Origin of the sequence: Aneurinibacillus sp. Ricciae_BoGa-3 (genome assembly GCF_028421645.1) — a bacterium.
Lineage (GTDB): Bacteria > Bacillota > Bacilli > Aneurinibacillales > Aneurinibacillaceae > Aneurinibacillus_B.
The window spans coordinates 4,156,550-4,175,192 of record NZ_CP116887.1; the positions used below are offsets into that span (position 1 = coordinate 4,156,550).

Sequence of the window (18,643 nt, forward strand, 5' to 3'; positions counted from 1 at the left end):
GGAGGTGTTCAAATGAAAAAAACATTTACTGTACTATCAGCAGCAGCATTAGCCGTCTCTCTTGCCGCATGTACGCCACGTGATAATACGGGAACGGGAACAAGAGCCACCAACTATACAGCTCCCCGTGCACTTCCTGGAACAGGCGTTAACGGAACAAGAACGGCTCCAACTGACACTAGGGGCTACCGCGCAGGTACAACCGGCACAACCGGTATAACTGGAACCGGAACAGCCACACCAGGCAATTATGGTACAGGCACTGGTATTTATGGGGGACCTGGTCCTGGAGCTACCGATCCTTTAACACCAGGATATGACCCCAGAACCCGTGATTCCGGCCGCTACAGAACAGACACGTATGGAAACGTCAGGGATACCCGTGATGGAATGTTCCAGACTCGAGGATTTAACAACACAGGAACGACAACCAATGGTTACCGCGGCTATAGCACAACCCCGGACCGTTACCGGGGATCAGCAGGCACTGCAGCTACAGGGCTGGATAGATATTCTGTTTACCGCGCGCACGATGGCAGAACCACATCAACCCAATCAGCAGGCCATCAGGTGGGATTTGTTTATATAGGCAAAACCGCCGGAACGACTGGCGCTAAAGGAACACAGGCTGCGGGAGGCGGAACGTCCGCAACGGCTCGCAGCACAGGCACAACTTCTACCTCTAGAACAACTGGCACTACTGGCATGGCCTCTGGTATCACCGGAACAACCGGCGGTGCAGGCACTACAGCTGGTACAACCGGTGGTGCAGGCACTGCGGCTGGTACAACCGGCGGTGCAGGCACTGCGGCTGGTACAACCGGTCCACAAGGTCAAACAATGACCCCGCACGGCACGCCAATGGTGTATGTGGATCGCCAGAATCTTGCGTATGCGATTGCAAATGCGGTGAAGGCTGTTCCAGGCTGCCAGGCAGCTACCGTTCTCACAACAGATAATCAAGCGTTTGTTGGCTGTGACACGACCGGACTAAGTGCTTCCGATGCTCACCGGGTACTTCGCCAGGCGCACACTGCCTCTGAAAATGTTTGCCCACGTTACTACAAAGTGTATAGCACAAACGATGGAACGGTTACCAACAAGATACACCAAAATCCTACTGCTTATGCAAATAAGACGGATAAGCAGTTCGAGCAAATGATTGGATACCCGTCCCGCATAACTCACGCGACTACGTCTACAACTGGAACAAGCGGCACCAAAGCGAGCGCAAGCCCAACAGGCGGAAGCACAAGTACCCGTTAAAGCAGCAAAAAACCCCGTCTGTTTATGGACGGGGTTTCCAATTATTTTGCAATACCAGCGGCTGATTCTACCTGCTCATGGGCATGGTATGAGCTTCGTACAAGCGGGCCGGATTCGACATGTTTGAATCCACGCTTCATACCCTCTTCTTTTAACCAGGCGAACTCATCGGGATGGTAATATTTCAAAACCTTTAAATGCTTAGAAGTTGGCTGCAAATATTGGCCTATCGTCATGATATCGACTCCAACCTTACGTAAATCATCCATGGTGGATAAGATTTCCTCGGTTGTTTCACCTACTCCAACCATTAAACTGGATTTTGTAGGAATAGCGGGCTGCATTTCTTTCGCTTTCTTCAAAAGCTGCATGGTTCGATCGTATTTGGCTTTCGAGCGTACGCGATCCGATAACCGCGCCACCGTTTCAATGTTATGGTTGAGAATGTCCGGCTTAGCGTCCATGACCAGTTTAAGCGCATCCCAGTTCCCCATAAAATCAGGAATCAGCACCTCTATGCTGGTCAGCGGCGTCCGTTTGCGAATCGCCTTAATGGTTTCCGCAAAAATAGCCGCTCCCCCATCTTTTAAATCATCTCTGGCTACCGATGTGACGACAACGTGCTGCAGACGCATTTGTTCAGTTGCTTCTGCTACCCGCTCAGGTTCTGCCAGGTCAAGCTCAGTTGGCAAGCCTGTCTTCACCGCGCAGAAACGGCACGCGCGTGTGCACAAATCCCCGAGAATCATAAATGTTGCGGTTCGATTCGCCCAGCATTCATAAATGTTTGGGCATTTTGCTTCTTCACACACAGTATGAAGTGTTTTTCCACGCATCATTTTTTTCAGATCTTTAAAGTTCTCGCCTGTATTTAATTTAATTTTCAACCACTCTGGTTTGCGTTCTGTCATGCGCTCGTCACTCCATTTCTTTAGCAGATAAGAGAAATATCCCCTATCCGTGTAAGTGCAACTAAGGCTGTTTCTTTTTATTGTAAGAAAGCTTTGGCAGGAAAGCAATTATAAAAGCAAAAAAGAGCGGTTCGCTTACAGCTGATGCCCCTTTGATCTCACTTACCGGCAGCCGAAAACGGTTCATTATCCCGTCCGGTCAGACTTGCTATACTTCGAAACAAACTCCGCCCACAAACCCGTTGCGGCCATTACCACAAACGTACTGATTGCAATCACAAGCAAGAATTTCGATCCCTGCTCGATCATCAGCTGTTTATACTGGATAATCCCTACCGCCGAAGGAATAAAAAATAATAAAAGTTCGGCCAACAGCCAGCCTGCTCCCATTTCGACCCAATTCAGTTTGAGAACCCCTGTCTGCAGAAGCCCAAACAAAATAAACATCCCGATAATACTTCCAGGGATAGCGAGATGAAGAGCATTCGATATCATGCTGCCGAGGAAAGATATTATAATAAGAATCCCGATCTGGCTAATTCCCTTGATTATTTTTTTCATGGTTACGCTCCTTCTGATGTTCAATATTAAAAATTGTACATCTCAAAACTCTATAGGTAAAATGCATATATGGAATTGCAAGTATTTATTTTATCTCATTTCTTTCCAAGAGTGCTGGCGGAATTCCACCGTCTTTATCCAAAGGTAACCATCCAGTTAATCGAAGTCGGGGCTAAAAAAGTGGAACATGATATTGAGAATAGGGAGACCTTTTTAAAGCCAGAATGATAATAAAAAAATACCACCGTTCATAGAACAGTGGCCAAGTTTTAGGGGGAGAAAAGAGGGAGAAACAAATTGCTAATGCAACTAAAATTTATTATTCCCCCTCTGAATCCCTTTCAAACATCATATACGAAAAAAAATTACTTTTCTTCGCTTTTTGCCTGCTGCTCAGCGGCATCAGCTTCCGAAAGTTTTTTTATTAAAATATGCTGGGGCATATGCATAATTTGTTCAACGGGCAGTTTAAGCTTCTCTGATAATTTAAGGGCAGTTTCCGCTGATATTTGGAGTGGTCTCATTCCTGTCAACCTCCTTTTTCCCCATTATAACAAAAACAGCTTCAGTGTTTAACCTTCCGAGTGCCTGTGAGAAATTCGGCTGGTTTGCACTCTTACCTACGTTTCTCAATTAAATATGACTAAATATGATTGAATATATTGATAATTATTGCTAATTATTTGTACCTCTATTATTCTTATTCTAATCAAGCATATAACTTTTGTTTTGGAGGAAGGGATAACGATGGAACAAGATAAAGTTCGTGTAGCAGTAATACAAGCCGCATCCGTTATTATGGATCGTGAAGCCACAACCGAGAAAGCTGTAGCTTTAATCCATGAAGCTGCAGGCAAAGGTGCCAAACTCGTCATTTTTCCGGAAGCTTTTATTCCCGGCTACCCGCGCGGATTGTCATTTGGGATGAAAGTTGGGAGCCGAACTGAATCCGGCCGAAGGGACTGGCTGCGATACTGGGAGAATTCTGTACCGGTTCCCAGCGAAACAACCGCCATCTTAGGCGAAGCCGCACGAGCAGCAAACGTTTATCTTGTCATCGGAATTATCGAAAGAGACCAGGAATTCAGTTCAGGAACGGTATACTGCACCGTCCTCTATTTTGGACCAGATGGAAAGATTCTTGGGAAACACCGCAAGTTAAAGCCGACAGGGTCTGAGCGGTTAATTTGGGGTGAAGGGGACGGCAGCACGCTTCCGGTGATTGAAACACCTTTCGGAAAAATAGGTGGCCTCATTTGCTGGGAGAATTACATGCCTTTAGCACGGACTGCCATGTACGCAAAAGGTGTGGAAATCTACATAGCACCTACAGCTGACGCCCGGGAAACGTGGCAATCTACGATTCGTCATATTGCACTGGAAGGCAGATGCTTTGTATTATCCTGCAATCAGTTTGTGACAAAAAATATGTACCCGGAGGATTTAGCCGGTTACGAGGAACTCAAAACATCTCCAGAGGAAATGTCCTGCGGTGGAAGCGCAATCGTTGGACCGCTTGGCGAGTATGTTGTAAAGCCTGTCTATGGAAAGGAAGATATCTTGCTAGCGGACCTCGATTTGCGTCTCATTCCTTATAGCAGGCTTGATTTCGATGTTGTAGGCCACTATGCGCGGCCTGATATTTTTAAACTGCTTGTCAATGAAGAAGAACAGTCTATTGTGAAGTCGGTTAACGGAAAACAAACATAACCAATGGACGACCTGCAGCAAATCGATGTGTTCGGCCGCGCGAAAAATTACACAGCAAACGTTCTGCTCATACACGGAACAGGCGATGAAACCGTTCCCTGCCAAGTCATTCAAAGAATATGTTCTTTTGTCCAGAAATAGTGGCAGAAGCTTAATTTGATTAATGCTGCCATCATCCTGGTTTAACGTTAACCCCGTACTTTCGCAGCCGGTACTGGAGGCTCTGCCGGCTGATGCCCATAATCTTTGCAGCACGCGATACGTTGCCGGCGCAGCTCTCCATGATGTTATCAATATACTGCCTCTCGAACGCCTCCAACTGCGCTTTTAGATCAGGGGCAACCTTTACGGTTTCAGGCAGAAAAGCAGCTACATTTTCAGCTGTGTGAACGGCGGGGGGCTGGGAGCGCCTGCGCAACTGGTAAGGCAGGCAGGAGAACGTAATCATTTCTTCACCCTCCATCAAATTCATCGCGCCCTCAATCGCATGCTCCAATTCACGCACGTTTCCCGGCCAGTTATAAGCGTTGAAAAAGGCTTCAACCTCGTCGCTCACGCCTGCCACCTGCATATTGAACATTCGGTTATATTTGTGGATAAAATGCCGCGCCAGCACGGGTATATCCTCGCGGCGATCACGCAGCGGCGGTACAAAAAGGCTCACCACACTTAAACGGTAATATAAATCCTTGCGCAGGCGGTTTTCTGTAATCGCATCCACCGGGTCTTCATTCATTGTGGCGATAATCCTGACGTCTACATCTATCTCTTTCGTGTCCCCTACCCGCTTAATCTTTCTTTCCTGGATGGCGCGCAGAAGCTTTGCCTGCAGCTGCGGACTCAGGGAGTTAATTTCATCAAGCAGCAGCGTACCACCCCTGGCCGTTTCAAATAGTCCCGCCCGCTCCACAGCACCTGTAAACGCACCCCTTACCGTTCCAAACAAGAGACTTTCGATTAATGTCTCAGGCAGAGCTGCGCAGTTCTGTGAAATAAACGGAAACGCTGCCCGCGCGCTCTCACTATGAATGCTTTGGGCGAACAGTTCCTTGCCAGTACCTGTTTCCCCGATGATGAGCACAGAAGATGAAGTTCGGGCTGCTCGCCGGCCACTTTCTATTACTTCCATAATAGCCTGGCTAGTGCCAATAATACTTTCAAACGTGTAGCGTGTATCGCTGCGTTTTGAGGCATTATGACGCAATAACTGCTCCATCCGGGTAATATCGCGGGCGATCTCCACGGCACCAATAATGCGGCCGTTATCCATTACGGGAAAGGTATTATTCACAGTTGTTATCTCTTTCCCTTTATCGTTAAAGTAGGTCTGCTTTACATTTTCTGTTGTTTTACTCTCCCGCAAAGCCTGGAGCAACGTGCTGTCTTCCCCGCTTAAGAATTGAAAAACGTCCGCCAGATTCTTATCAAGCACATCCTCGCTTTTCATGGATTCCATCTCCATCATCTTCTGGTTATAAATGATAGAGACGCCATCCTGATCAACCGCATGAACACCTTCGTTCAATGTATTTAAGATAAATTGATAGATATTAATTAGCTTTTTCAGACGCTCGTTTTCCTTTTCTCGTTTCATACGCAGCACCCACCCATCTATGCAATTTCAATTTTGCACGCAGTGAAGGAAAACGTCAATCGATACCCTTCAAATCAACTATACGTTCCCGTTCACAAAAAAAAGATGGCCGCACCCTGAATCCGCGGCCAACGTTTGTATGCCCTGTCTGTCGTAAGAAAAGAGTCTATCACCTTCTCTATCCTGCGCACTTAATTCTGTGTACTTACATGTACCATGATTTCATTACTGTCCAGTTGCAGCGGTATACTAATGAAATTGTGCACCGAGTGGAATTTAGTGTGTCCTTCATTAATGATAGGTGTCGTTATATTAATGCTGTAGCCATTGTTGATTAGCTCGGTACAGCATGCAGCACCTACCCAGTTCCCAAACTCTGAAAATGCGCTCCAGCCCATATCATCAATCTCATTAATTTCCATGCCACCGAACATACAACCAATAATGGTGCGAACCGTCAATTCTTCCATGCCGAGAACAAGTTCACCTGTCATGTCGCCTGTTAACCCTACAATAACAGACACTTGCCCTGAAGCTACCGGGTCCTTCCGTAAACTAGGTTGTCCTGCTATTACATTAAGCCCCAGGTGACCCTCGAGAATGCTCTTTGTACCATATAAAATTGAGTTAATTTGTTTTGCGTCCACATCTGTTCCCTTCCTTACCCTCAATTGCCTATTCTTTTCTGCCTACTATATTATATCGGAAGATTACTAACTTATTTTTCACAAATCTATATCATTTTTCATGGTGCTTTTGGATTATTATAAGCTCTTTTGCATTCCTAGAGGAGTACCCATTCATAAGTAAGACGTGTTTTGAAAAAAGACCTTAATTTGTAATCCGCCTCAGGGCGGAGGATATAGCACAAATCAATTGGTATGATTATCCATGTTAATTGACAAATTGCATAAAAATGTTAAATAACAAGGAGGACTCATGCAGGGGGATCGGGTTGCGACGGTACAGGCCGAACTCGTGGGCTCTGATGTGGGTACAGTTGCCAAGCTAATCTCACAGAAGCTGCCATCTCTCTCCATTCCTAATGGTTACAAGATAGAAACTGTTGGCGATTTGAAGAAGCAGGGCGAACGCTGAATGAACTGGGGATGGTAGGCGCCATCATGCTAATCGGCATTGTCGTATCGAATGCCATTCTGCTTATTGACCGTATCAATCTGCTGCGTGTCCGGGACGGCATTGAGCTGCAGCCAGCTATAAGCTATACGCAACCGGGTCCGGCCAATCCTGATGACCAAGTTAACGGCCATTCTCGGCATGCTACCCCTTGCTTTAGCTTACGAGGAAGGAAGTGCCCTGGAAGCGCCACTGGCCACGGTCGTTATTTTTGGTTTGATTTTCCACACGCTTATTACGTTACTATTAGTACCTGTTCTGTACTCTCTTTTTGAAAGCTTTCAACTTCGCATGAAAGAACGGGCAAACCGAAAAAAACAGCCACCAGCTTCACTTGACCGCCAGGAACACCCTGCATAAAATACGGGCCGATTTCATTTGAAATCGGCCTTTCTTTTCATTTTCATTTGGAAATGATCACGTTTATTGAAATAAAAGAAGAATAAACTGGGATACCCCCCACAATTTCTCTCCTTTGACCGAATGATTTAGGGTAAGGAAATACATATGCAAAAGGAGCAATCAACATGAAAAAAAATTTTGTTACAGGTTTAGTAACCGCATCCCTGCTAGTTAGTAGTTCAACTGTTTTCGCACACGAGCAGAAGCATGAAAAAGAACACGAACAAAGCCGTTCGGCCAGCTATGTTAAATATACCGGGCTTACAAATGCTCTATCACATGTAAAAAACGAACGAGCAAAACAAGTGATTCGCAAAAACCTGGAAAAACACGAAGAACGCGAAACTACCGATGATGATATCATTGTTAGCCCTCCTACTACAACCTCAGACACAGTTACTGTGACTCCTACCACGAGCACAGGAGATACCATTTCCATTAACACACCTATCGTTATCTCCAATGAAATCAAGGTAACGATCAACGGCAAAACACTTACCTTTGCTCAGAAGCCAATCGTCATTAATGGGACAACCCTCGTTCCTTTACGCGAAATTTTCGAAAACCTTGGCGTAAAAGTCAACTGGGATGCGAAAACAAATACGGTAAAAGCTGAAAAGGGTGCACGCAATGTGTTGTTAAAAGTCGGAGCGCCCACAGCATCTGTAAATGGCAAAGCAATAAAACTTCTCCAAAAAGCACAGGTGATAAATCAGAGGACCATGGTTCCAGTTCGTTTTATTAGCGAGTCACTCGGCGCCAATGTAAATTGGAATCCTGCTGTGCGTACTGTGGTTATCACACAGAAATTCTAAAGCAGAGAAATTCTAAAACACAGAAACCCGAAATTTAGCCTTTCACGGCCAAATTTCGGGTTTCTCATATTGTGGAAGCAGCCCTTTCATATCTCGTTTTGCAGGAAAGGTTTTAATATTTACGCAAAAACAAAGCGTTCTTGCCGAGATTGCACTCCCGAAACAATCCATGGCAAAGATGAAAAAGCTTTTCAACGTCCTGCGTCCGATGAGCCAATACGCGCAGCGTAAATCCTGGCACTGTCAGCATGGACAATCCAACCGCGGCCTCAGAAAAAGGCTGCAGCATTTGGGTGAGCCGATCGATAAACGGACTATCGATATCCTCATTAATGACGATCATCGACCCATAATGCGTATAACCTTCCATCTGCCCCAAACCACGAATGTCCTGATCCGGTTCTAATTTTAAGTGATCAAATAGGATAAGCTTACCATCCATGTACACCTTCATTCGTGATTGAAGCAAATCATAACGAAACCAGGAGCCGTCCGGCGCCCAGCCTGGAGTGAATAGTTCAGCATACACGAGCGATGCTCCCGACTCCATTTGAATGACTGTTTGCTGCATAAAACGCGCCTGCTCGTATGCGATAATGGGATCTGGAAGATATTCTAATAGGCTTCTATTTTTCAAGACGATCTCCGTTTCCTGAAATACAGGATATGTTAACGTCTTATAAATTTTAGTAGAAGACTGGGTGGTAAGAAGGACTTCTGCTTCTGGGTGCAGATGCACCTCCATTCTGTAGGAATCGCCATCCAAATATCCGCCTCCAGGGTTCATAACATATAAATAGGCTTGACCGTTGTGTTCTAGATAAACCGGTCTTGTGATCTTAAAAGCCCCTTCGAAATAGGAATCTTGTATAATGCTCCTTTCATCCTTTTTCGTACATACCATTCTTAAATATCCAGTCCAATTGTCCATCCTAATCAAGCCCTGCCAGTAAGGCATTTTTCTTAATCCAATCCACCACTTCCTCCAGGCCAATATCCTCTTTTAAATTCGTGAAAATATAAGGTTTGTTAACCCGGGCAACCTTCGTATCGGCCTCCATTACGTCAAGAGATGCACCGACATAGGGGGCTAAATCAATTTTATTAATGATAAATAAATCTGATTTAATCATTCCCTGCCCGCCTTTACGCGGAATTTTCTCCCCTTGGGCCACATCAATGATGTAGATGGAGCAGTCTACAAGTTCCGGGCTGAAGGTTGCTGCCAGATTATCCCCGCCACTCTCTACAAAGATGAGATCCAGGTCAGGATGTTTAGATTTCAATTCATCTATCGCAGAAAAATTCATAGACGCATCCTCGCGAATCGCTGTGTGCGGACATCCCCCTGTTTCCACCCCGATAATCCGTTCGGCTGGCAGAACGCTATTTTTAATTAAAAATTCAGCGTCCTCTTTTGTATAAATATCATTGGTGACCACACCCATACTATACTGATGATGCATAAATCTGGTTAATCTCTCGACCAGCATCGTCTTTCCCGCCCCTACAGGACCGCCAATTCCAATACGTATCGGTTTCATATTTTCCCGCCCTTCCGCAATGATATTTTAAGACATGAACAGGCGAACATTCAGGCGTTCATGCTGCATTTGTGAAATCTCAAGCCCCGGAGATACCACCCCGAGATCAGCCGAGTCCATTGTTTGAATCCTTTTTGCCGCCTGAAGCAAAAACGGCTGCAATTCTAGCAAAAGGCGTTGCCCATCGGTCTGGCCTAACGGAATGCCCCGGACCCCATTTTGAACCAGCGTTGCCATACTGGAATATAAGAAGGAAAGCAGTACATCCTGCTTGGTTATCGTTAAATGATAAGCAATGATCGTAAACACAATCGCCGGATGACCAAAGCAATACTTAGCGCGCAGCTTTTCTTCATATTCGTTTAGTGATGCAATGGAAAACAAATCCATCCCTAGCCGAATCATCCTCTCCCCCATTCGTCGGCTGGCCTCCCGGGATTCCCGCGCACTATTTTGTACAGTAACAAGCTGGTCCAGCTGCCAAATATCCTCTATCCGGTTTTGTTCCAGCGCTTCATAACAAAGCCGGCAGACCAGACCATCTGTACAAACCAGCTGTTTCTGTAAATAGGTCTGCAACCAGCGGGCAAACGTCGCCTTGTTATGTACCCGCCCATCTTGGATGTAGGTTTCTAATCCGAAGGAGTGAGAAAAAGCGCCTGAAGGGAAGTTAGAATCACATAGCTGCAGTAAGGTTAACAAACGGCTATCCATGTTGGTGTCCGATATGGCGAAAGGCCTGTTTTACCTTCCTTTCCGTTCTTTCATAGGGGATGTCCAACTGCTTTAGAAGTTCTTCAACTAAATAGTCGTATTGGACAAGCATTTCGTCACCTTCAAATTGAGCGGGCAAATGGCGATTGCCCAGTTGATGGGCAATATCCCCCATTTGGGTCATATTGACAGGCCGAATAACAAGCAAATCGTCTGCCATCACATGCACGACAATCGTATTCCGGTCATCCAGATATAAAATATCGCCGTCGGTTAGATTTTTTCGTTCTGTTAACCGAATGCCAATTTCATTGCCATAATCTGTGGTAACCCGCTGAACTCGTTTAACGAGGTCATCACTGCGCAAATAGACTCTTTCAACATGCCGATTATCTACATCGGCATACGCGATATTTCCGACGATACGTTCTATAATCATATTTGCCTCCTAAAATAAGAAATAGCGCTGCGCCATGGGAACCGTGTCAACTGGATCACAGGTGATAAGTTGACCGTTGACTTTTACTTCATATGTTTGGGGATCCACCTCAATATTTGGCGTTTCAGAATTGAACGCCATATCTTTCTTCGTCAATTGACGGATGCGCTGCACAGGTTTGATTTGTTTTTGCAGGTGTAACTTTTCATGGACGCCCAGCTCAAGCGCTGCTTTCGATAAGAATGTTATAGAAGTTGCGTGTTTCGCTCTTCCAAACGCTGCAAACATGGGACGGTACAGCACAGGCTGGGGCGTAGGGATAGAAGCATTGGGATCACCCATCAGACTGTGGGCAATCATCCCGCCTTTTATCACCATCTCTGGTTTTACACCGAAAAACGCAGGGTCCCAGATTACCAGATCCGCTATTTTCCCAACTTCCACCGATCCGACTTCATCTGAAATACCGTGGGTAATAGCCGGATTAATGGTGTATTTTGCTATGTACCGCTTAACGCGAACATTATCGCCAATGCTTGTATCCTCGGAAAGCTTTCCCCTTTGCTTTTTCATCTTATCTGCTGTCTGCCAGGTTCGGACGATGACTTCTCCCACTCGTCCCATCGCCTGAGAATCCGAGCTGATCATGCTGAATACGCCTAAATCATGGAGAATATCCTCTGCTGCAATCGTTTCTTTGCGAATACGGGAATCGGCAAAGGCAATATCCTCTGGTACATCTGGATCTAAATGATGGCAAACCATCAGCATATCCAAATGTTCCTGTAACGTGTTTTTCGTATAAGGCCGTGTTGGATTGGTCGAAGACGGCAAAATATGGGGATAGCTTGCCACTTTAATGATATCCGGAGCATGACCTCCCCCTGCTCCCTCGGTATGGTACGTGTGAATCACCCGGCCATTGATCGCTGCCAGGGTATCTTCAACAAATCCTCCTTCATTTAAAGTATCCGTATGGATAGCAACCTGAACATCATGCTGATCGGCTACGCTTAGACAGTGATCGATGGCCGAAGCAGTGGTACCCCAGTCTTCATGGAGTTTAAGCCCGATGGCGCCGGCGCGGATTTGCTCAATTAATGGCGCCTCTGATGAAGCATTTCCTTTACCTAAAAATCCAAGATTCACAGGGAACGCTTCAGCCGCCTCTAACATACGGTGGATATTCCACTCACCTGGTGTACACGTCGTGGCATTCGTTCCTGTCGCAGGCCCGGTACCACCCCCGATCATGGTTGTAACCCCCGAGGTTAAGGCCGTTTCAATTTGCTGCGGGCAGATGAAATGGATATGAGTATCCACACCCCCTGCGGTAACAATCATACCTTCTCCGGCAATCACTTCTGTTGAAGCGCCAATCACCAGATCTACCCCATCCATTATCAGAGGGTTTCCGCTTTTCCCAATCCCTGCAATCCGGCCATCACGAATTCCGATGTCTGCTTTATAAATTCCTGTATAGTCGACGATAATCGCATTGGTAATGACAGCATCAATTGCCCCTTGCGCACGTGTAACCAGGGGATGTTGGCCCATTCCGTCGCGAATAACCTTTCCCCCGCCGAATTTCACTTCGTCACCATACACGGTATAATCTTTTTCGATTTCAATGAATAAATCCGTATCTGCCAGGCGGATAGCATCTCCGGTAGTAGGTCCAAACATATCGGCATACTGCTTTCTTGACATATGAAAGCTCATAGGTTTGGTTCTCCTTTCGCTAATCAAGCGGGCCATTGGTTTGATTGTTTAATCCATACACTGCCCGTGACCCTGAAAAAGGGACAAGTTCCACTTCTTTCGCATCCCCCGGTTCGAAACGAACGGCTGTGCCTGCCGGAATGTTAAGGTGCATGCCAAACGCCTGGCCACGGTCGAATTCCAGCGCACGGTTTATCTCGTAGAAATGAAAATGCGAACCCACTTGCACAGGGCGGTCTGCTTTGTTAAGGACTGTAATTTTAACCGCCTTTTTTGCTTTATTGCAGAGAATATCATCTTTCAACAATACAAATTCCCCCGGAATCAAAGGCCATCCCCCTATTTTTTACGTTTTTTGTATTAACGGATCGGTTCATGTACCGTAACAAGTTTGGTTCCATCCGGAAACGTAGCCTCCACTTGTATTTCACGAATCATCTCTGCTACGCCATCCATGACATCTTCACGCGGCAAGATATTTACCCCTTCACTCATCAGTTGGGCTACAGACTTCCCATCTCTTGCACCTTCCATAATTTCATACGTAATGAGCGCAACCGCTTCCGGATAATTTAGTTTTAATCCCCTATTTTTGCGGCGTCTGGCCAAATCTGCCGCAACAACAATGAACAGCTTCTCTTGTTCACGAAGTGTCAATTTCATCCAAAATTCCCCTCCTTCGGCAAATTCAAAATCAACGAGGTAACGTTAAATATTTTAACATCTATCAGAAAAATTAAAAAAATCCCGTGAGATTTTCTCACATAGTTCTTATCGTTAACCTATAAGCAAATAAAATAACGGTTGTTAACCACACCGCTCCGAATATATGGATAGAAGCAAGTCATATAAAAACGCTTCATTTGGTAAAGTGATTGCTTGTCACAATCCCTTTACCAAATGAAGCGCTGTTCTCGATGTGTTTATTTATACATCTAATAATTGTGGTTTACCCAACAGATACCCTTGTCCAAAATGAACCCCAAGCGTTTTTGCCATATCAAGGTCTATTTCTTCTTCAATCCCCTCTAAAATAAGCTTGATACAATTGCTGCTGCAGTATTGAATGAGAGCTTGTATCATCGCCTGCTTTTTCTTTGACACGGAAAGATTTCTCGAAAAATACAGATCCAATTTCGCAAAATGGGGTTCAAGGTCAATGAGTGTGCTTAAAGATGACCATCCTTTGCCGACATCATCTATCGCGATTAAAAAACCATAGTCTTTTAAAATGGCTATCCTTTCTTTTAGAAGGATGGATTGCTCCGCACCAAACGTTTGCTCTGTTTCGTTTAATTCGAATACAATCTGTTGACAGGGCGGCATAAGCTCTTCGATTACATCGGTGACAAATTGAGGAAAATTAGGATTTAGAAGAGTGGAAGGAAATACATTTAGAAATAATAAACCCTCTCTATTTAAGTAGCCTGCCGAATAACAGGTAGTTAACGCTTTATAAATGGACTTGATATCGAGTTCATAAAGCCTTTTTGTTTTTTTCGCATGTTCAAAAATCAAATCCGGTGTGCCTTTTTTAGCACGTAGCAGCGCCTCCATCCCCTGTCTTTCGCCTCTTTCAAGACAAAATATGGGCTGAAAGTAATGATAAAAATAATCTTCCTGAATAAATTCATCCATCTCGCTTTGCTCGACTTGCATAAACTGTTCCTCCATTAGTATTTTTGGTCCAGTACTAAAAAAGTCCACCTCGAAAAAGGTGGACTTAAACATCTTTAAAAGATGTATTTATCTATCTTCTTCGGCAACCCGGCTGTCATGGCATAATGCTGTAGACCCGCGGCTTTGCGTCCCTATCTTTCGACAGGTTTGCTATTATCGGAATGTAGTTATATAGAAATACCAAACACTGAATATTCTAGTATAAATAGTAATAGATTACCAGTACTTTTTCGACATCATTCGATCTATTTACATGTTTTTTTACAAAAATTAGTTCTTAAGAAGTGGTAACTGGTGCCCTATTATTTGCGATTAACTTAAGGATTGTTTGCGTAACATATTGTTGAACAGGAGGGAGTAAATGGATTCGACAATTCAGAAAGAACAACGCTTAACTAAAACAGAGTATACAAGGTATCTTCACTTTATCGCCCCATTCCTCCTGCCTTATACGAGAGATAGGATGGCGATGTGGTTTAGCTATCCACAGGGCCTCACTGGAAAACGCGTGGAGAGGCGCTCTATTAGAGCGGAAGAACGTGCACCGGAATGGCTCGCCACAATTACATACAAAGGAAAAACTCGTGTGCTGCTCAATGACCGGGAAACGCTGCTTTGGGTAGCATCAGGCAATATTAAAGAATTACATGTACCGTTCGACAAAGTAAACTGCCCGGGCTATCCAACCGAATTGATACTCGATATCGATGGAGATGGAAATCGCTTTGAACAGGTGTGTGAAGTTGCGCTTGCCGTCAAAGAAGTTCTGGATAAATTACAGCTGAGAAGTGTGGCAAAAACGTCAGGCAAATCCGGGCTTCACATCCATGTGCCTCTTGCAGAATGTACCTATACGTTTGAACAAGTAAGACCGATAAACAAATTTATTGCAGATTTCCTTGTAGAAAAAATGTCTCAGCTTGTAACCATTGAACGAGTAAAAGACAAAAGGGAGAACAAGATTTATTTCGATTGGATGCAACTGTGGGCAGGAAGGACCCTGGCCGTTCCCTACTCCGTCAGAGCCACTAAGCAGGCCACGGTTGCCACCCCTGTTACCTGGGAAGAAGTCCAGCATGGTATTGATCCCACTGATTTTACCATTTTTAGTATGCCCAACCGTATCAAAGATAAGGGCGACCTATTTGCTCCCCTGACCACCGAAAAAGCAGGCCAAACGCTTGATGAGATTCTTGCTTTCCTAAGCAGCAAATAAGCTCCAGTTCAAATGGACCCCTTCATATTCTTGAGGGGTCCATTTGTGTCACTGTTGCGGCTTTGTCGAATTTATTTTTACGGGAGGCACAATATTTGGAGCGGGAACGCCCTACATTATCGCTTACCTCCCTTCTATTAATCTGTTAAAATGTATAACGTAAATTCAACATGAAGGTGATCACATTGAGTACTGAAACAGAAGCAGTTGAGTATAAAGGTTACGACACCAATATTATTTATGATTACAAAGAACAACCTGATGTTGTTAGCGGACGCTGTGATAATTGCGGCAACGCTCACTTCAAAAGTTCTGTGAAGGATTATGTTTTCCTCAGAGAATGCAGGAAGTGTGGCATGAAGAAAAGTATTTGACCCTACTTATTGGTAGGGTTTTTTGTTTGGAATAAAAAATGGCCACTCCAGAGAGTGACCATTACATCTATTTTTCTTCAGTTATGACGGTTGCATTATATATTACAACTCGTTTTCCATTCAGATCAAACAATACCTTGTTTCCATATTGAGTGTCTTGAATATCTAACTTTCCTTGATACTCTTTGATTAGTTGACCATTATTACCATAAACTCTAACTGTTCGTTCAAGCCCACCAGAATTATTAGACTTAAAATTCTTTATCGCGCGTTCTCCAGATGCAGTGTTCACATACCAATAAACAGCTCCAGCAATAATCAGAATAACCGCAAAAAGTACTCCTAACCCAATTTTAGTGGATCTCCTCAATGCTATCACCACCTGGATTTATTTGTATGATGTTTATACGACCAACAAATGGATTAGTTTCATGAAATGAAAAAAGGCTCGCTTGAGAGGCTTAACCTAAATCATAAAAGTTTTCATTTCTTATCCATTTCATACAAATACACAATGTAATCCATCGAAACACTGGGGTGCCCCAATTCACGTAATATAGTGGTGATATTCCCCCGATGGTACGTTCCGTGGTTAACTACATGCTGAACCAATTGGGAAAGTTTGGTTTCCAATCTTCCGAAATGAGGATGTTCACAAGAAACGGTTATATCCAAATCCTTTTGGCAGTCGAAAAATTCTTTGTATCGTTGTGATATGTCCAAAAACTTCGTTTCCATTTCTTCTATCACTTTAGCTTTTGTTTCCTCTGATAGTCGATTCACCACAACCATTATTTCCTCAAAGCTGTCACCGTTCATAACGCTCAACCATAACGTATCGGTTTGATAAATATGCAGTAACATATTTGAAACAGAAGATCCACTTTTAATTTCCTGAGAGTAAATTTCTTGCGGAAGTTCTTTCAAATGCTTCAAGATTCTTTGATTCGCCCATACATGATAATCATACATGTGTAATGCGTGATGTTTCATTTTCATCCCTCCCTGCTTTACTATTCTACAAAAAGGAAGGTATTTCCTTCCCTTTGTCGAAGCAACAAGTAGGAGGTGAGAATTTGGCTACTTATATCGTAAATGTGTACAAGAAAGAAGTCCATGTCAGCGAGAATGTTACAGCTAAATGCAAGATCTCAAGTATGAGAGAGAATCACCGAATCGACACAAATGATGATTATTCAGACGGTTACAGTTCCTTTAAACCTTGCCCATACTGTTACATAAAAAGTGGGGTTACTGTTGAATCATAAAACACTGGCCATCCTTGATAATCACAGCAAATCGTAAATAATATTCAAGGTCATCCTCTGTTTACGCTGTGGCTATTCACCCTACACGAGACGTGTCAATAACGGCACGTCTTTTTTATTTTTGACCAGTTATGCCAAACTAGATGACGGTTTATTGAACTAGCGCTTCCCATTAGTAGCTCTTAACGCTCTCTTGACTTTTATCGCAAACGTCAATGGTTTTTCAACAGATTCGATGTTAACATAAATCAAACGGGGATTTTCGAATAACCACTCGTTGTGCACAGACGAAACTTTTATTTTTTGATCGCGAATTGCAGAAATAAACGGCTGGACCTCTTTTTGTAATAGTGCTATTCTTCCTACACATAACGCTCTGCCACTTCTCTTATTTTTTGATTCGAATGAGAAAGAAGTCGTGACTATAAACTTTTTCCCCAAAATTGTTTCTTTTATTTCACTACGTGTTATTGTAGCCACACATTTTCCACCTGCAAAACCAGGTTGCCCACCTATAATTTTTGCAAACTGGCGACAAAGTGATTGGTCATTGTTTGCCATAGATTTATTCCTCCCTATTCACGTTATGCTATGAGTCCGTGAACAGGTTTGAATAGACACTCGCCTACCTGAAATAAAAAAATAAACAATGAACTTTAACCGCGCTATCCAAAACAAAAAAAAGCCACTAAGACTCCATACGCAATCTTCTGCGCGTTAAATACAAAATTATATATTTAGTTTTGCTTACATCAACAACCATTGTGTTTTTTAAAAGCTCTTACCCAGGACCCTACAATAAGAGCACTCAGAACTTTTGGGTCAGCTCCATTTCTGTTACTGCTGCGGCTTTGTTGAATTTATTTTTACGGGAGGCACAATATTTGGAGCGGGAACACCCGGCACCTCACTGCCTATGGCTTTGCCATTGCCGTCATAGTAGAACTGGGGTACATTGCCGACTATCAATGCATTGGAGATCGGAATTTCTGATTTTACATAGGCCGGCTCGGTAGAAAACGGGATCACGATTTTTACTTTGGCCTGAATGACGACGACCACTGTGATGAGTACCATATTAATGCCGGCTTCTTGCATTTTCGTTTCCAGGTCAACCTGCACGGTTCCATAAGGGATAAGTGTAATCGGGATGCTGGGGCCTAACTGGGAAAGCAGGTTGCTACCGAGCACCTGGCCAAGTGGAATCGTCTGCGGTACCTGTTCCATGTCATCCAGTGTGTTCGTTACGCGGTTTGTGGTTTCCCCTACATTAACCATAGACCAATGTTT

25 protein-coding genes, 1 pseudogene and 1 riboswitch are annotated in these 18,643 nt (G+C 44.2%); of the genes and pseudogenes, 9 read left to right on the forward strand and 17 right to left on the reverse strand.

Annotation, left to right across the window (positions count from 1 at the left end; translation table 11 throughout):
• Nucleotides 1-12: 12 nt before the first annotated feature.
• Nucleotides 13-1,266, forward strand: a complete 1,254-nt coding sequence (locus PP175_RS21095) for a YhcN/YlaJ family sporulation lipoprotein (protein WP_272440188.1) — start codon at nt 13-15, stop codon at nt 1,264-1,266.
• Nucleotides 1,267-1,307: 41 nt separating this feature from the next.
• On the opposite strand, the gene lipA is transcribed toward PP175_RS21095, so the two are convergent.
• On the reverse strand, nt 1,308-2,177 hold the full coding sequence (gene lipA / locus PP175_RS21100) for a lipoyl synthase (protein ID WP_272440189.1): 870 nt from the start codon (nt 2,175-2,177) through the stop codon (nt 1,308-1,310).
• Nucleotides 2,178-2,363: 186 nt separating this feature from the next.
• Nucleotides 2,364-2,738 carry a CidA/LrgA family protein gene (locus tag PP175_RS21105; protein ID WP_272440190.1) on the reverse strand — a complete coding sequence of 125 codons (375 nt, stop codon included), beginning with the start codon at nt 2,736-2,738 and terminating at the stop codon, nt 2,364-2,366.
• Between the two features lie 93 nt (nt 2,739-2,831).
• Between PP175_RS21105 and PP175_RS21110 the strand changes: the two are divergent.
• Nucleotides 2,832-2,939: pseudogene (locus PP175_RS21110) on the forward strand (LysR family transcriptional regulator); the annotation flags it as partial.
• Nucleotides 2,940-3,103: 164 nt separating this feature from the next.
• Here the strand turns inward: PP175_RS21110 and PP175_RS21115 are convergent.
• On the reverse strand, nt 3,104-3,262 hold the full coding sequence (locus PP175_RS21115) for a YycC family protein (protein ID WP_272440191.1): 159 nt from the start codon (nt 3,260-3,262) through the stop codon (nt 3,104-3,106).
• Between the two features lie 223 nt (nt 3,263-3,485).
• Here PP175_RS21115 and PP175_RS21120 point away from each other — a divergent pair, with 223 nt between their 5' ends.
• Nucleotides 3,486-4,448, forward strand: coding sequence for a carbon-nitrogen hydrolase family protein (locus PP175_RS21120; protein WP_272440192.1), 963 nt, complete (start codon nt 3,486-3,488; stop codon nt 4,446-4,448).
• A 172-nt stretch (nt 4,449-4,620) separates the two neighbouring features.
• On the opposite strand, the gene PP175_RS21125 is transcribed toward PP175_RS21120, so the two are convergent.
• Together PP175_RS21125 and PP175_RS21130 are read right to left on the reverse strand one after the other, a co-directional pair.
• Complete coding sequence (locus tag PP175_RS21125) at nt 4,621-6,042, reverse strand: sigma-54 interaction domain-containing protein (RefSeq protein ID WP_272440193.1); 1,422 nt, start codon at nt 6,040-6,042, stop codon at nt 4,621-4,623.
• 191 nt (nt 6,043-6,233) lie between these two features.
• Nucleotides 6,234-6,689 carry a chemotaxis protein CheX gene (locus tag PP175_RS21130; RefSeq protein WP_272440194.1) on the reverse strand — a complete coding sequence of 152 codons (456 nt, stop codon included), beginning with the start codon at nt 6,687-6,689 and terminating at the stop codon, nt 6,234-6,236.
• A gap of 292 nt (nt 6,690-6,981) precedes the next feature.
• Between PP175_RS21130 and PP175_RS29780 the strand changes: the two genes are divergently transcribed.
• From PP175_RS29780 to PP175_RS21140, 3 genes are all read left to right on the forward strand, one after another.
• Nucleotides 6,982-7,140 carry a hypothetical protein gene (locus PP175_RS29780; RefSeq protein WP_334314173.1) on the forward strand — a complete coding sequence of 53 codons (159 nt, stop codon included), beginning with the start codon at nt 6,982-6,984 and terminating at the stop codon, nt 7,138-7,140.
• Between the two features lie 153 nt (nt 7,141-7,293).
• Nucleotides 7,294-7,539, forward strand: coding sequence for an efflux RND transporter permease subunit (locus tag PP175_RS29785; protein WP_334314174.1), 246 nt, complete (start codon nt 7,294-7,296; stop codon nt 7,537-7,539).
• 167 nt (nt 7,540-7,706) lie between these two features.
• Nucleotides 7,707-8,396 (forward strand): copper amine oxidase N-terminal domain-containing protein, encoded by a 690-nt coding sequence (locus tag PP175_RS21140; RefSeq protein WP_272440195.1) that lies wholly within the window; start codon nt 7,707-7,709, stop codon nt 8,394-8,396.
• Nucleotides 8,397-8,508: 112 nt separating this feature from the next.
• On the opposite strand, the gene PP175_RS21145 is transcribed toward PP175_RS21140, so the two are convergent.
• The 8 genes from PP175_RS21145 to PP175_RS21180 form a co-directional block, all read right to left on the reverse strand.
• A complete protein-coding gene (locus tag PP175_RS21145; protein WP_272440196.1) occupies nt 8,509-9,327 on the reverse strand; it encodes an urease accessory protein UreD in 819 nt (272 codons plus the stop codon).
• A 1-nt stretch (nt 9,328) separates the two neighbouring features.
• Nucleotides 9,329-9,940, reverse strand: coding sequence for an urease accessory protein UreG (gene ureG, locus PP175_RS21150; RefSeq protein WP_272440197.1), 612 nt, complete (start codon nt 9,938-9,940; stop codon nt 9,329-9,331).
• Nucleotides 9,941-9,967: 27 nt separating this feature from the next.
• A complete protein-coding gene (locus PP175_RS21155; RefSeq protein WP_272440198.1) occupies nt 9,968-10,654 on the reverse strand; it encodes an urease accessory protein UreF in 687 nt (228 codons plus the stop codon).
• Entirely contained in the window at nt 10,647-11,093 is a 447-nt protein-coding gene (gene ureE, locus PP175_RS21160; RefSeq protein WP_272440199.1) for an urease accessory protein UreE, read from the reverse strand. Before ureE ends, PP175_RS21155 begins: the two co-directional genes overlap by 8 nt.
• Before the next feature lie 9 nt (nt 11,094-11,102).
• Entirely contained in the window at nt 11,103-12,815 is a 1,713-nt protein-coding gene (gene ureC / locus PP175_RS21165; RefSeq protein ID WP_272440200.1) for an urease subunit alpha, read from the reverse strand.
• 19 nt (nt 12,816-12,834) lie between these two features.
• Nucleotides 12,835-13,143, reverse strand: a complete 309-nt coding sequence (locus PP175_RS21170; RefSeq protein ID WP_272440201.1) for an urease subunit beta — start codon at nt 13,141-13,143, stop codon at nt 12,835-12,837.
• A gap of 32 nt (nt 13,144-13,175) precedes the next feature.
• The gene (locus PP175_RS21175; protein ID WP_272440202.1) at nt 13,176-13,478 is read right to left on the reverse strand and encodes an urease subunit gamma; all 303 of its coding nucleotides are present in this window, start codon (nt 13,476-13,478) and stop codon (nt 13,176-13,178) included.
• A 264-nt stretch (nt 13,479-13,742) separates the two neighbouring features.
• A complete protein-coding gene (locus tag PP175_RS21180) occupies nt 13,743-14,474 on the reverse strand; it encodes an EAL domain-containing protein (RefSeq protein ID WP_272440203.1) in 732 nt (243 codons plus the stop codon).
• Nucleotides 14,475-14,573: 99 nt separating this feature from the next.
• Nucleotides 14,574-14,657, reverse strand: a riboswitch (cyclic di-GMP riboswitch).
• Between the two features lie 199 nt (nt 14,658-14,856).
• Here PP175_RS21180 and PP175_RS21185 point away from each other — a divergent pair.
• Nucleotides 14,857-15,711, forward strand: coding sequence for a DNA polymerase domain-containing protein (locus tag PP175_RS21185; RefSeq protein ID WP_272440204.1), 855 nt, complete (start codon nt 14,857-14,859; stop codon nt 15,709-15,711).
• Nucleotides 15,712-15,896: 185 nt separating this feature from the next.
• A complete protein-coding gene (locus PP175_RS21190; RefSeq protein ID WP_442870395.1) occupies nt 15,897-16,085 on the forward strand; it encodes a DUF8096 family protein in 189 nt (62 codons plus the stop codon).
• A gap of 67 nt (nt 16,086-16,152) precedes the next feature.
• Here PP175_RS21190 and PP175_RS21195 read toward each other — a convergent pair whose 3' ends face one another.
• Both PP175_RS21195 and PP175_RS21200 read right to left on the reverse strand, forming a co-directional pair.
• Nucleotides 16,153-16,455: a hypothetical protein gene (locus PP175_RS21195; protein ID WP_272440206.1), complete on the reverse strand. Its 303-nt coding sequence runs from the start codon at nt 16,453-16,455 to the stop codon at nt 16,153-16,155.
• Nucleotides 16,456-16,568: 113 nt separating this feature from the next.
• On the reverse strand, nt 16,569-17,078 hold the full coding sequence (locus PP175_RS21200) for a DinB family protein (protein WP_272440207.1): 510 nt from the start codon (nt 17,076-17,078) through the stop codon (nt 16,569-16,571).
• A gap of 83 nt (nt 17,079-17,161) precedes the next feature.
• On the opposite strand from PP175_RS21200, the gene PP175_RS21205 reads away from it, so the two are divergent.
• Nucleotides 17,162-17,353 (forward strand): hypothetical protein, encoded by a 192-nt coding sequence (locus PP175_RS21205; protein WP_272440208.1) that lies wholly within the window; start codon nt 17,162-17,164, stop codon nt 17,351-17,353.
• 159 nt (nt 17,354-17,512) lie between these two features.
• Here PP175_RS21205 and PP175_RS21210 read toward each other — a convergent pair whose 3' ends face one another.
• Together PP175_RS21210 and yunB are read right to left on the reverse strand one after the other, a co-directional pair.
• Nucleotides 17,513-17,914 (reverse strand): DUF1259 domain-containing protein, encoded by a 402-nt coding sequence (locus tag PP175_RS21210; RefSeq protein ID WP_272440209.1) that lies wholly within the window; start codon nt 17,912-17,914, stop codon nt 17,513-17,515.
• Between the two features lie 276 nt (nt 17,915-18,190).
• Complete coding sequence (yunB, locus tag PP175_RS21215; protein WP_272440210.1) at nt 18,191-18,631, reverse strand: sporulation protein YunB; 441 nt, start codon at nt 18,629-18,631, stop codon at nt 18,191-18,193.
• Nucleotides 18,632-18,643 lie beyond the last annotated feature (12 nt).